Consider the following 13,477-nt stretch of genomic DNA (forward strand, 5'->3'; position numbering starts at 1 on the left):
TTCGCGAGCGACGAGAGTAGATTCCCAACTAAGTCAACACTTGTTGTCGTTGGTTGGAGGGGTCAGATGAATAGGGGCCAAGCGGCAGTCGGGAGTGCGGTGTTCTTCGCGGTCGCGCCCGCGATGGTGGCAGGGGCGGTGCCGTGGCTGATCACTCGGTGGGAGGTTGCAGAGTCCGGTCACTATCCAGTGCCGTGGACGGTCGCCGGGTGGGCTCTCGTCGTTGCAGGGGTTCCGTTGCTGTTGCATGCTTTCGGTCGATTCGTCGTCGAGGGGATCGGTACACCGGCGCCCGTCGCGCCGACCGAGAAACTCGTCGTCGGCGGGGCATATCGGTTCGTCCGCAATCCGATGTACGTCGCCGTCGTGTCGACGATTCTCGGGCAGGCGCTCATCCTCGCGCGCCCGTCGCTACTCGTCTATGCCGGCGTAATAGCGCTGGCTTTCGTCACTTTCGTGACCGTCTATGAGCAGCCGACGCTGCGCGAGCAATTCGGTGCCGAATACGACGAATACCGGCGCCACGTGCCGGGGTGGCTACCTCGTCTCACGCCCTGGCCACGCACGCAATACCAACCGCCCGCGCCGCCACAGCCCTATCTGGGGCCCAATCCGAGGCGGTAGTCAGAGCCGTTCGAGGGCTGCTTCCACATGCTCGGTGAGTCCAGGGATTCGGGCGGTGTCGATGTCGAAGGTTTCGGTCAGTACGCGAACGACGTCGGCGGCGGACCCGAGTTCCGTTCGGCGGACTGGTTCGCCCGGACGGTATTCGTTGAGCGTCCTACCGCCGAGCGCCCATTTGGCGGTCGGGGTGACGATTCCCGCAACGATCGTTCCGACGAACGGAAAGCCGGGATAGGTTGAGGCGTACCAACTCCCGACCTGCAGATCGATCTCTTCCGGCACCACTCGGTCGAAGTAATAGATGGGTTTGTCTCCGCTACTTCGTTGCATGTTGAGAGTGAGTTCGTCGTCTGCCTCGACGAGGTGGTAGTCGGCGTGCGGCGTTTGCACAATGCTGTCGTTCTCGAACAGCATCGGAGCGGGCGGGGTGTGCGTGCCGAAGCCGACATCGACGAGGAACATCCGGCCGGTATCGGGAACGGTGACCTGCAGAACGTAATGCGTCCGTGGCGGCGCGATGCCCGTGGTGTCACCCCAAACGACCCGGCCGGAGTACCCGACGACGTCGTAACCCAGCTGGTCGAGGACGTACCGGAACAGCCCGTTGAGTTCGTAGCAAAAGCCGCCGCGTTTGCGGTCGACGATCTTGTCGGCCAGCGCGTCCGGACTCAGGTCGGCGACACCGACACCGCAGAGTGGGTCCAGGTTCTCGAACGGAATTGCCGCGAGTTGCTTCGTCACGAGGGCTGCGAGTTCGGCCTCGGTGGGAGCCGCGTGACGATGCCCGATCCGCTCCAGGTAGCGGGTGAGGATGTCGCTCATCGTGTAACTCTATTCGACTAAATATCAGCGTGGATGTAACCGCTGACAACGTCGAATTTGCGGTCGAAGGTGGAAGGACCCGCTGGGAATGCGGTCGCCCCTTGCGGGGCCGAAACTTTCGACACACCAAGGATTTACTGTGGCGCGTGAACTACACCTGGCTGGATTTCTGATCGCCTCGCACGTCACGCACTCGCACGCGGCATGGCGGCACCCAGGATCGGAGACCGACTACCTCGGCCCGGACTATTACCGCCGCGTCGCGCAGACGCTCGAACGTGGCAAGTTCGACTTCTTGTTCTTCGCGGACCTGCTTGCCACTCCGGTGCGCTACGGCAACGACATTCGCGTGCCGCTGAGCAGTGGTACCCAGGCTTCGGCGACGATCGACCCGTCGCTCGTCGCGGCAAGCCTGGTGAACGTCACCGAGAAGATCGGCGTCGCGATAACCAAGTCCACTACGTACTTTCATCCTTACGAGGTGGCCCGGATTTTCGCGACGCTGGATCACCTCTCGCGTGGACGGTCCGCGTGGAACATCGTCACATCGCTGAATCAAGCGGAGGCGCAGAATTTTGGTCTCGACAACCACCTCGGTCACGACGAGCGCTACGAACGCGCACACGAATTCGTCGAGGTCGCGCTGAAGCTGTGGGGGAGTTGGGACCGTGATGCCCTCGTGCAGGACAAGGAGACTGGCATCTTTGCCGATCCTGACAAGGTCCGCACTGTCGACCACGATGGGACGTGGTTCAAGTCCCGCGGGCCGTTGACGGTGCCGCATTCACCGCAGAGCCGGCCGGTCCTCATTCAAGCCGGATCGTCCAGCATCGGTAAGGATTTCGCCGCCCGCTGGGCTGAAGCGATCTTCGAGATCGATCCCACTCCTGAGGGTCGACGGGCGTACTACGACGACGTGAAGTCCCGCGCGTCGAACTTCGGGCGTAACCCTGACGACGTCAACATCTTCCCGTCTTTCGTCCCGTTCATCGGCGAGACCGAGTCGATTGCGCGGGAGAAGCAAGCGTTCCACAACGAACTCGCAGACCCGATCTCAGGCCTGATCACGCTGTCGGTGCACACAGACCATGACTTCTCGCAGTACGACCTGGACGCGCCGGTAGAAGACATACTCGTGCCGGGTACGCAGGGGCTGTTCGACGTCGCGCGACGACTCAGCGTGAACGACAACCTCACGCTGCGCGACATCGGAAAGCTGTACGCACAAGGCGTTCTGCTCCCGCAGTTCGTTGGCACGCCCGCCCAGATTGCCGACCAGATCGAAGACGGATTCAACGGCGGTGAAGCCGACGGCTACATCCTCTCCGCCGCACAGGCGCCAGGAACGTTCGACGACTTCGTCGACCTCGTCGTACCAGAACTGCAGCGGCGTGGCCTGTTCCGCACCGACTACACCGGGACAACGTTGCGTGACCACCTCGGTCTGGGTGACGCAAGCCTCACACCAGCGCCACGGCGAGTTGCGGTCGCCTGATCTGCGTCGTCACCGAAGCGCACCCCTTGTGAGTCTTTTAGGAGTCCAGGGACTCCCAAAAGACTCACGAGGGTGAGCAATTAGTTAGTTGTTGACAGCAGCGAGTGCGTCGTTGAACGTCTTGCTCGGCCGCATCACGTCGGCCAGCTTGTCGAGATCTGCCGCGTAGTAACCGCCGATGTCGACCGGCTCGCCTTGGACCTCGGCGAGTTCCGCGACGATCTTGTCCTCGTTCGCGGCCAACGTCTCGGCAAGTCCGGCGAACTGCTTCGCCAGGTCCGGGTCGTCGGTCTGGTTGGCAAGCTCTGTCGCCCAATACAGGGCGAGGTAGAACTGGCTGCCGCGGTTGTCGAGTTCGCCCGTCTTGCGTGACGGGTTCTTGTTGTTTTCGAGCAGCTTGCCGGTGGCGGCGTCGAGCGTCTTGGCCAGGATCGTCGCCTGCGGGTTGTCGGTCTTGCGACCGAGATCTTCCAAACTGACTGCCAGCGCGAGGAATTCACCGAGCGAGTCCCAGCGTAGGTGGTTCTCTTCGGTCAGCTGCTTGACGTGCTTCGGTGCCGAACCGCCCGCGCCCGTCTCGTACAGACCGCCCCCTGCCATCAGAGGCACGATGGACAGCATCTTTGCGCTGGTGCCGAGTTCCAAGATCGGGAACAGGTCGGTGAGATAGTCGCGAAGAATGTTGCCGGTAGCGGAAATGGTGTCCAGCCCGCGGATGAGACGTTCCAGCGTGTATCGCATGGACCGCACCTGCGACATGATCTGGATGTCCAGGCCAGCCGTGTCGTGGTCCTTCAGGTACAGGCGGACCTTCTTGATCAGCTCGTTCTCGTGCGGGCGGTACGGGTCCAGCCAGAACAGGACCGGCATGCCGGACTCACGTGCGCGAGTGACGGCCAGCTTCACCCAGTCGCGGATCGGGGCGTCCTTGACGGTGCACATGCGCCAGATGTCGCCGGCTTCCACCTGCTGAGTCAGCAGGACTTCGCCGGTGGCGATATCGACGATGTTGGCGTCGCCGTCTTCGGGAACTTCGAACGTCTTGTCGTGGCTGCCGTATTCCTCGGCCTTCTGTGCCATGAGGCCGACGTTCGGCACGGTGCCCATCGTGGCAGGGTCGAACGCGCCGTTCGTCTTACAGAAGTTGATGATCTCCTGGTAGATGCGGGCGAAGGTCGACTCCGGCATCACAGCCTTGGCGTCCTTGGTGCGTCCGTCGGCGCCGTACATCTTGCCGCCCGCGCGGATCATCGCAGGCATCGAGGCGTCGACGATCACGTCACTGGGGGAGTGGAAGTTCGAAATGCCTTTGCTCGAATCGACCATGGCGAGCTCGGGCCGATGCTCGTGGCACTTGTGCAGGTCTTCGGTGATCTCGTCGCGCAGCGACGACGGCAACGTCTCGATCTTCTCGTAGAGGTTGGCCATGCCGTTGTTCACGTTCACGCCCAGCTCGTCGAACAGTTCTTGGTGCTTGGCGAAGGCGTCCTTGTAGAACGTCCGGACCGCGTGGCCGAAGACGATGGGGTGCGAGACTTTCATCATCGTTGCCTTGACGTGCAGCGAGAACATCACGCCGGTCTTGCGCGCATCCTCCATCTGCTCTTCGTAGAACTCGAGCAACGCCTTGCGGCTCATGAACATGCTGTCGATGACGTCGCCCTCACCCATCGACACCTCGGGCTTGAGCACGATCGTTTCGCCGCTCTTGGTCCGCAGCTCCATCTTCAGGTCGCGTGCGCGGTCCAGCGTCATCGACTTCTCGCCGTGGTAGAAGTCGCCGTGCTTCATGTGCGCGACATGCGACCGTGACGCCATGGACCACTCGCCCATGGAGTGCGGGTGCTTGCGCACGTATTCCTTGACCGCTTTGGGTGCCCGACGGTCCGAGTTGCCTTCGCGCAGCACCGGGTTCACCGCGCTGCCCAGGCACCTGCCGTAGCGCGTGCGGATGTCTTTCTCTTCGTCGGTGGTCGGGTTCTCCGGCAGGTCCGGAACGTCGTAGCCCTTTTCCTGCAGTTCCTTGATGGCTGCCCGCAACTGCGGCACGGATGCGCTGATGTTGGGCAGCTTGATGATGTTGGTTTCGGGCAACTGCGTCAGCCGACCGAGTTCGTCCAGATTGTTCGGCACTTTTTGCTCGTCGGTCAGCCGATCGGGAAACTCCGCCAGGATTCGCGCCGCGAGCGAAATGTCGCTGGTCTCGATCGAGATGCCGGCAGGTTCGGCAAAGGTGCGAATGATCGGTAGGAAGGCAGCTGTCGCGAGAAAGGGCGCCTCGTCGGTCAGCGTGTAGATGATGGTCGGCTGCTCGGCACTCATTGTTGTTCTCCCGGCGTCACTTGTGGGGTCCGATTTTCGTCGCCGTTTTGTGACGGCGGCCTCAAGCATCTCACTATGGCTTTCGTTGGGCTTTCACTCGGCTGGTCCGACGTGAAATCGGCCGGGTTGGACTCGCCGAACTTCGTACCACCAACTCGACTTGGTAGGTCTCGTCGGCGAGCCGACGACTCCCCGCGGACGTGATGGTCAGCGGCGGGTTGTACTCCGGATCCAGGTTGACGCGCACGTCGACGGAGTTCGCGACGATGGACCCCGGGTCGACCACGCGTGGTTTTGCCCGTCCCCACAGCGGATTCCAGGTGCGGCCGATCTTGTCGAGCGCAGCCTCGGTCGGCTGGGGTAGCGCGCGATAGTCCTTCGATTTGGTCCTGATCTCCAGGCCGTGGCCGGCCGCTTTGGACAACATCCACGCGAACGGGATATCGGAAAGCTGGTGCTTTGGCTTGTGAAAGCGTTTGCGCGGGTCGAGCGAGATACCGCCACCCACATCGGTGTGGTCGCCCGCGAACCATACTTGGTGGAGTCCTTCTGCTCGGGCGTGCCACAGCGACGGAGTGAACTGCCGTCGTCGCTCGTCCAATGCCAAGGCGTGGTAGGCGTTGAGCACGTCCTCGTGCAGGTTCGTATCGTGGAACCCCCACTTCTCGTCGTCGTGCCGATCGAGCAGCGCAGCTGGAATACCCAGCGTGCCAACGGTTTCCCAGACGCCGATCATCATGATGCCCGGATCGACGAACTCTGCGGCCGCGGGGGGGTGCCATTTCCGCTCGGTCGTACGGGCGCGATAGCCCTTGAACGCCATCGAAATGATGTTGCGACTCTTGTCGACCGTCGGCAGGCCGCAGAACGCGATCATCCCGGCGATGCTGCGTGCCGTGAACGCGCCTCGGCTGAAGCCGAACAGGTACAGCTCGTCGCCTGGGTCGTAGACCTCGGCGATCTTGCGGTAGCCGCGCTTCACGCCCTTGTTGAGCCCAGCGCCGAACGCCCCGCCCTGCATGCGGCGGATCCACGAGCCGGAGGTGCCGACGCCTTTGTCGTAGATCACCATCTGCGTATTCGTGCGCTTGAGCACTGTGTACAGCCGGTAGACGTTGGTGTTGGAGCGGCGTTTCTTGCCCCATGTCCCGTCACAGCAGTACACGATCTTCTTCACCAGATCTCCTGTCCGCGCGTGGTGCTCAATCATGCATATACGAAATGACCCCTTTTGTGGACCAGATCGCGCATGTCGACCATTCTCCTCGCTAAGGACGTGGATGCATCGAGCGTCGCCGAGCTAGCGTTTACGAAAGTTGGCGACGAACTCGCGGAATGCCTCGCTGCTCAGCGACGATGCCTGCGCCCACGATTCGAAATCGACCGACGTCGCGAGGTCGGAGGTGGTGGCGATCCGGACCGACCGCTTGATGTTCGCGTTGAGTTCCGCGCCGCGCGTCGCGAACTTCTCGGCAAGCTCGCGTGCCTTCGCCTCAGGCTCGGTCGCCGTCATAGTGGCCAGCCCGAGACGGAATGCGTCCTCGGCGCTGATCACGTCGCCCATGAGCAGTGCCGCGGTCGCCTGTGCAGCGCCGATCCGCTCGGTCAGAAAGTACGAGCAACCGCCGCCGGGATGCAGGCCGATGTCGGCGAATGTCGGTCCGAATGCGGCGTACGGTCCAGCGACCACGATGTCACAGGCGAGCGCGATGTTGAGGCCGGCGCCGATGGCCGCGCCCTGGACCGCCGCGATCGTCGGGATGTTCAGGTCGCGGATGCCGAGGAAGGATCCGTAGACGCCCTTGAGGTTGTCCCGCAGCACGCCGATCGGCCTGGTGACATCACCGAACAGACTCTCGAGATTGGCGCCCGCGCAGAAAGCCTTGCCGGCACCGGTGACGATCAACGCCCGCGCATCGCGATCGGCCGCTACTGCTGCGATCGCATTCGCAAGCTCACCCAATAGGGCGCGATCCAACGCGTTTCTTCGCTCGGGCGCATTCAGCCTGATCGTGCGGATGCTGTCGTGGCTCTCGAGAAGGACCAGATCGTTCGTCGCTGTCATGGGCTCAGCCTAGAGATCCCACGGCGCTACTTGACGACCTCGACTTTGACGGGGTTGTCGGGGAACAAGATTGCACTGACATCACGAAGTAAAGGATTCACCGGCGGCTCTCCGTCGATCACCTTGTCGCTGTTGATGAATACGACGATCGACGAGTCGATCGCGGGATGGTAGACGGCGTAGGACATGTAGCCGGGGATTCCACCGTTGTGCCCGAGCCACCCTGTTGTGTCTTCGATTCCGAAGTCGTAGTGGTAGTTGTCGGTGTTGTCACCGATCGGGTCCCAACGAAGGCGTTCGCGCTGCAGGTCGATGTTGAGCAGCGTTCCTTTGGCGAGCAACTTCACCCAGAGGGTGAGGTCGTCGAGCGTGGAAATCAGCTGGCCGGCGGAGTAGGCCTGGGACGGGCTCCAATTCGTCGAGTCGACGATCGGATTGCTCGGATCCAGCGACGTGTAGCCGAACACGTGCGGAGCCGAGAAGTTCCCATCATGCGGCCACACCGTGTGGGAAAGATTGTTGGGACGCAGAATCTTTTCCTTCAGCACGTCCTCGAATGGTTTGCCTTCGATCTTCTCCACGGCCAATCCCAGCAGGACCGTGTTCGCGTTCGAATAGGTCGCGCTGGTGCCCGGCGAGTACTCCGGTCCCATCGCGTACGAGTACGCAAGCAGTTCTTGCGGCTCCCATGCCCGGGCAGGATCGGCGAAGAATGCCGCACGAAACTCCGGATTTCCCAAGTATTCCGACAGTCCCGCAGTCATGTTGCCGAGCATGCGAATTGTGATTCGGTCGCCCGCGGGCACGCCTTCTACGTATTTCGCTATCGGGTCGTCGAGTTTTAGCTTGCCTTCCTGAACCAACTTCAAGATGAGTGTGGTCGTGAAGGTCTTTGTAATGCTCCCGATCCGATGCTGCATTGCCGGATCGATCGGCTGCGGAGCGCCGGCGGTCGGTGCCGTCGATGCGTCGCCGACCGCGTGGGTCCACGTCCCGTCGGGAGTCGAGACCTGAATCAACACGCCGGGCGCCTTGCCGTCTGCGACGAACTGCTTCAAAAACGTTGTGGCCGAATCAATTCGAGATGCAGGCAGGGCATCTTTGGTGGTGTCGTCGGTACTGCCGCACCCGGCGCACACGACCGCGAGCACCACCAAGTTGCCGATCAAACGAGTTATGCGCATGCATCGACCCTCCGCACTGAGGTTCTGAGCCAAGCGAAGAATACGGCTAGCCAGCCCGACCGGTAGGCACATCGGTCAAGCCGCCCGTGATCGCGGCTTAATTCTGGCCGATCGCTCTGGGTAAGTGCCAGCTCCGCCAAAGGGCCAGCAACCGTAGGCCGGTCGCGAGAATCGTTCCCGCGATGACCGCCGCGCCGGCAGGAACGTCAAGCGCGTCGCCCACGACCGTGACGGCGGCGCCCAGCAGAGCCGGAACCGCGTAGAGATCTCGATGCAGGAGCAGCGGTACTTCGTTGACGAGCATGTCGCGCAATACACCGCCGCCGAGAGCAGTGGTCGCGCCGACCAGAACGGCGCCCAATGCGCTGGAACCGTGATCGAGAGCAATGCTGGCGCCGCCGGTCGCGAACAACCCCATACCGAACGCGTCGAAAAGGATGACGGCATTCCAGACTTTGCTCAACGCGGGATGTGCGAACGACACGACGATCGATGTCGCTACAGCGACGGTGATGCTCGGCCAGCGATCCAACGATGTCGGGGGATGAATGCCCAGCAGCAGGTCACGCAAGATCCCGCCGCCGATGCCCGTCGTCGCTCCCACCACACAGATTCCGAAGATGTCCAGCCGCTTGTTGACGCCGACGAGCGCTCCGGACGCGGCAAATACCGCAATGCCGACGAGGTTCAGGGTCTGTAGCAGCACGCGATCAGCGTAGGCGGCTGGTCAGCGCAGGCGCTTACGCCGCGAGGCGTTCCCGGGCATCGGCGACCAATTCGAGCGCGCGGACCCGCTCGACAGCCCTACGGCCATGGAAAGCGAGCATGACTTCGTCAGCATCGGCTTCGGCGGCGAACTCGGTGATCGCGGCAATCGCATCGTCTGCGGTTCCGACGACGGACCGTCGCATCATCGCCAAGACCTGGCGCCCCTGCGGCGTGGTCGCGACTGCATCCAGTTCGTCGTCGGTGAACGACTCGGCTTGTGCGACACCACGCAAGAGGAAGGACCGGACCCGCGAACGACGCACCGCGGCGAAGATCTCGTCAGCCTCGGCGTGAGTCGGCGCCACGGTCGCATTGAACGCGGCGATGACATAGGGCTCCGAAAGTTGTTCGCTCGGACGAAAATTGGCACGGTACGCAGCGACGGCGTCGAGAAGCAGGTCGGGTGCGAAGTGCGAGGCGAACGCGTAGGGGAGACCAAGCTGCGCGGCGAGCGAGGCGCCGAACATCGACGAGCCGAGGATATAGAGCGGCACGTTCGTGCCCGCACCGGGGAATGCCTGGACCCCTTCGACCGCCGACCGGCCCGCGAGATACGCCTGAAGTTCGAGAACGTCCTGAGGAAATTGGTCGCTGGCGCGGACGTCGCGGCGCATGGCTCGAAACGTTCGCTGATCGGTGCCTGGCGCACGGCCGAGGCCGAGATCGATCCGGCCGGGATGCAGCGTCGCAAGAGTTCCGAATTGTTCAGCGATCACCAGAGGCGAATGGTTCGGCAGCATCACACCGCCGGCGCCGAGCCGGATCGTCGACGTGTGCGCCGCAATATGCGCGATCAGCACTGCCGTCGCACTGGACGCAATGGTCGGCATGTTGTGGTGCTCTGCATACCAAACCCGTTCGTACCCTGCAGCTTCCGCCGCCCGCGCCAGCGCGACGCTGCCGGTGAACGATTCAGCAATCGTTTCGGTCCGGCTGACGGGGGCAAGGTCCAGTACGGAAAGGCGCATGAACGGTCCAACCCGGACCTGGAGTGTCGTATTCCTTCTTGCTCTCGCGGGAACAGTGGCCGTGAGCGGTGGGTCGCTAGGTTCGATTGATTGCTGACCACTTCCGACCCTCTGGAGACAGCAACCCACCGGGTCACGCCAGCAACGAAGCCTGGGCCAAGACTGGTGTGACTGCAGGCCGTGCGGCATCAATGTCGCAGCCAGTCGATCTAACCGGCTGGGTGTGACATCGATGCGATGGAGGGTCGGTCACTTCCGACACTCCGGAGACAGCAACCCGTCCAGTCACACCAGTCACGAAAACCGTTGGTGCCGTTGATCGCTCACCGAAACGTGTCAGTGGGTCCCGATACACTACGAACATGCTTGCGACCGCGACCGGAGTAGCCGACACCACCGTCGACGCCGCCCTCACCGCGCTCGAAAACGCCGCCACCGCACTCCATGATCTGAACTTCGAGGTGTTGTCCAACCCCGAACGCGTCACCGTGTTGCAACGCCTGGAAACTGTGGCGCGGATGATCCCCTCCGTGGGACACACCCTGATCGCCCACCAACAACAATGGGTCTACCGCGAACTCGGCAACGGCAACCTCACCTGGGTCCTCAGCGACGCCTTGCGCATCACCCCCGGCGACGCGCGTACCCGCACTCACCTCGCCGACGAACTCGGACCACGCCAAGCGATCACCGGCCAACCCCTGGACCCGATCTACACCGAAACCGCCGCCGGGCAGAAAGCCGGTCAGATCGGCGACCCGCACATCAAGGTCATCCGCGACTTCTTCAAGAGTCTCCCGCACACGATCGACATCGACACCCGCGAGCAGGCCGAAGCCGCGTTGGCGACACTGGCACGCACGCTACGACCCGACGAACTCCGCGCCGCAGCCAACCGCATGCTGGCCCACCTCAACCCCGACGGCACCCTCGACGACGAGAGGGACCGCGCCCGCCGCCGCTCGTTCGATCTGGGTAGACAGGGTCCGGACAAGATGACAAAAGGGTCGTTCTGCGCCGATCCGGAATTTCGGGCGTATCTGGAGGCGGTGTTCGCCAAATGGGCCAAACCCGGCATGTGCAACCCCGACGACGACACCCCCATCGTCGACGGTGACCCGTCCGACGACGCCGCCAAACGCGACACAAGATCGACCGGGCAACGCCAACACGACGCGCTGAAAGCGATGTCGCGGGCGATGCTCGCCTCCGGACAACTCGGCCAACACCGCGGCTTGCCGGTCACCGTCGTGGTGACCATGACCTTGAAGGAGCTGGAAGAAGCCGCCGGCAACGCCACCACCCACACCGGATCCCTGCTGCCGATGCGCGACGCCATCCGCGTCGCCGCCCACGCCCATCACTACCTGGCGATCTTCGACGACGACGGTCGCCCGCTCTACCTCGGCCGCAGCGAACGTCTCGCGCAACCCGATCAACGGATCGTGATCTTCGCTCAACACAAAGGCTGCACCTTCCCGGGGTGTTCGCGCCCGGCCAGCCACTGCGAATGTCATCACTGCCGAGAATGGGAAGCCCAACACGGACTCACCAACGTCGACGAACTCACCTTCGCCTGCCCGATCCACCACCCGCTCGTCGGGGTCAACGACACCGACTGGAAAACCATCGTCGCCCCACCCGGGCACCGCTACCCCGGACGGACCCTCTAAATCCCGCCCAAACACATCGACCCGCAACAGAAACCGCGGATCAACCACTACCACCACCCCGGCGAATACCTACTCGACGAGTCCGATGATGACGAACCACGAAAACCATAAACTGACTTCGGCAATTCAGGGGGTTTCCTGCGCGCGGCGAGAGGGCATTCGTGTACATGCCCTTCGATCTGACCCTCACGCCGGCGCAGCAAGATCTCGTCGCGCGTACACACGATTTCGCCGAGAACGTTGTAAGACCGGTTGCAGCGGAATATGACCGAAACCAAGAGTTCCCGTGGCCCGTTCTCGAAGAGGCGGCGGAACGAGGTTTCTACAGTCCACTCTTCTATCGCGATCTGATCGGCGACCCGACAGGACTGTCGCTGCCGGTGTTCATGGAAGAGCTGTTCTGGGGGTGCGCGGGAATCGGCTTGGCCATCGTGATGCCCGCGTTGGCCTTGTCGTCGATCGGCCAGGCCGCGACTCCCGAACAGATGCTGCGTTGGGCACCCGAATGTTTCGGGACGCCAGGAGATCTCAAGCTCGCCGCCTTGGCGATCTCCGAGCCGCAAGGCGGCAGCGATGTGCGCAACCTCCGGACTACCGCGCGCAGAGACGGCGACGACTGGATCATCGACGGGCACAAGATGTGGATCGGCAACGGCGGCATAGCGAACGTCCACGTCGTCAACGCCGTCGTCGACCCTGAATTGGGCCACCGAGGGCAAGGGTTGTTCGTCGTTCCAGGTGGAACGCCCGGACTCGAGCTAGTTCGCAAGCTCGACAAGCTCGGGTGCCGGGCATCGCACACCGCCGAGTTGCGATTCAACGGTTGCCGGATTCCGGGGGAGAACCTCCTCGGCGGGGAGGAGAAGTTGGCGCGGCGGTTCGATCGGGTCAGGGAGGCGCAGAAGAACGGCGGCAGCGGCAGCAAGGGATCGAGCACACTCGGCACGTTCGAGCAGACCCGTCCCATGGTTGCCGCGCAAGCAATCGGAATCGCGCGTGCCGCATTGGAATTCGCGACCGAGTACGCCAACGAGCGTGAAGCGTTCGGCGCGCCCATCATTCGTAATCAAGGAGTGTCGTTCCCGCTTGCGGACATCGCCATGCAGATCGACGCCGCGCGGTTGCTGACGTGGCGTGCCGCGTGGATGGCCGCAAACGGCGTCGACTTCCGCCGTGGCGAGGGGTCGATGTCGAAGCTCGCCGCCAGCGAGGTTGCGGTTCGCGCGACCGAACAAGCGATACAGACCTGTGGGGGATGGGGCTACATCAGCGATAATCCAGTCGAGAAGTGGTATCGAGATGCCAAGTTGTACACCATCTTCGAAGGGACAAGCGAGATTCAGCGGGTAGTGATCGGCCAAGCACTCGGCGCGGCGGAGGGCACTCCGCCGCTGCACGTCGATCTCGGCCCGAGTGGATGGTCTCTCGATCGTACCTTCGGGCGCGGCACCCCAGCGCGTACCCGCGCCGGCCAGATGTTGCTGTCGGCGAAGGACAAGGTGCCTTCTCCGATGCTGAAACTGGCTATGAAGGTGATTGCGCCGCCGAAGAAATAG

General features: G+C 62.8%; 11 protein-coding genes. 4 read left to right on the forward strand and 7 right to left on the reverse strand.

The window, feature by feature from the left end; all coding sequences use genetic code 11:
- Positions 1-66: 66 nt before the first annotated feature.
- Positions 67-624 carry a methyltransferase family protein gene (locus tag FGL95_RS24850; RefSeq protein ID WP_169592277.1) on the forward strand — a complete coding sequence of 186 codons (558 nt, stop codon included), beginning with the start codon at positions 67-69 and terminating at the stop codon, positions 622-624.
- Here FGL95_RS24850 and FGL95_RS24855 read toward each other — a convergent pair whose 3' ends face one another.
- Positions 625-1,446 carry an arylamine N-acetyltransferase family protein gene (locus FGL95_RS24855; RefSeq protein WP_169592280.1) on the reverse strand — a complete coding sequence of 274 codons (822 nt, stop codon included), beginning with the start codon at positions 1,444-1,446 and terminating at the stop codon, positions 625-627.
- A 139-nt stretch (positions 1,447-1,585) separates the two neighbouring features.
- On the opposite strand from FGL95_RS24855, the gene FGL95_RS24860 reads away from it, so the two are divergent.
- Positions 1,586-2,941 (forward strand): NtaA/DmoA family FMN-dependent monooxygenase, encoded by a 1,356-nt coding sequence (locus tag FGL95_RS24860; protein WP_169592283.1) that lies wholly within the window; start codon positions 1,586-1,588, stop codon positions 2,939-2,941.
- An 84-nt stretch (positions 2,942-3,025) separates the two neighbouring features.
- Here FGL95_RS24860 and FGL95_RS24865 read toward each other — a convergent pair whose 3' ends face one another.
- From FGL95_RS24865 to FGL95_RS24890, 6 genes are all read right to left on the reverse strand, one after another.
- Positions 3,026-5,263: an NADP-dependent isocitrate dehydrogenase gene (locus FGL95_RS24865; protein ID WP_169592286.1), complete on the reverse strand. Its 2,238-nt coding sequence runs from the start codon at positions 5,261-5,263 to the stop codon at positions 3,026-3,028.
- A gap of 73 nt (positions 5,264-5,336) precedes the next feature.
- On the reverse strand, positions 5,337-6,440 hold the full coding sequence (locus FGL95_RS24870; RefSeq protein WP_338080012.1) for a DUF2235 domain-containing protein: 1,104 nt from the start codon (positions 6,438-6,440) through the stop codon (positions 5,337-5,339).
- A gap of 123 nt (positions 6,441-6,563) precedes the next feature.
- Positions 6,564-7,328 carry an enoyl-CoA hydratase gene (locus FGL95_RS24875; protein WP_169592291.1) on the reverse strand — a complete coding sequence of 255 codons (765 nt, stop codon included), beginning with the start codon at positions 7,326-7,328 and terminating at the stop codon, positions 6,564-6,566.
- 26 nt (positions 7,329-7,354) lie between these two features.
- Positions 7,355-8,512, reverse strand: coding sequence for a serine hydrolase domain-containing protein (locus tag FGL95_RS24880; RefSeq protein WP_169592293.1), 1,158 nt, complete (start codon positions 8,510-8,512; stop codon positions 7,355-7,357).
- 97 nt (positions 8,513-8,609) lie between these two features.
- Complete coding sequence (locus tag FGL95_RS24885) at positions 8,610-9,218, reverse strand: TRIC cation channel family protein (RefSeq protein WP_169592296.1); 609 nt, start codon at positions 9,216-9,218, stop codon at positions 8,610-8,612.
- 34 nt (positions 9,219-9,252) lie between these two features.
- Positions 9,253-10,248, reverse strand: coding sequence for an LLM class flavin-dependent oxidoreductase (locus tag FGL95_RS24890; protein ID WP_169592299.1), 996 nt, complete (start codon positions 10,246-10,248; stop codon positions 9,253-9,255).
- Positions 10,249-10,610: 362 nt separating this feature from the next.
- On the opposite strand from FGL95_RS24890, the gene FGL95_RS24895 reads away from it, so the two are divergent.
- Both FGL95_RS24895 and FGL95_RS24900 read left to right on the forward strand, forming a co-directional pair.
- Entirely contained in the window at positions 10,611-11,921 is a 1,311-nt protein-coding gene (locus FGL95_RS24895; RefSeq protein ID WP_240963285.1) for an HNH endonuclease signature motif containing protein, read from the forward strand.
- Positions 11,922-12,088: 167 nt separating this feature from the next.
- Positions 12,089-13,477, forward strand: coding sequence for an acyl-CoA dehydrogenase family protein (locus FGL95_RS24900; protein WP_169592302.1), 1,389 nt, complete (start codon positions 12,089-12,091; stop codon positions 13,475-13,477).

It is taken from the genome of Antrihabitans stalactiti (assembly GCF_012932915.1).
GTDB classification, from domain to species: Bacteria; Actinomycetota; Actinomycetes; order Mycobacteriales; family Mycobacteriaceae; genus Antrihabitans; species Antrihabitans stalactiti.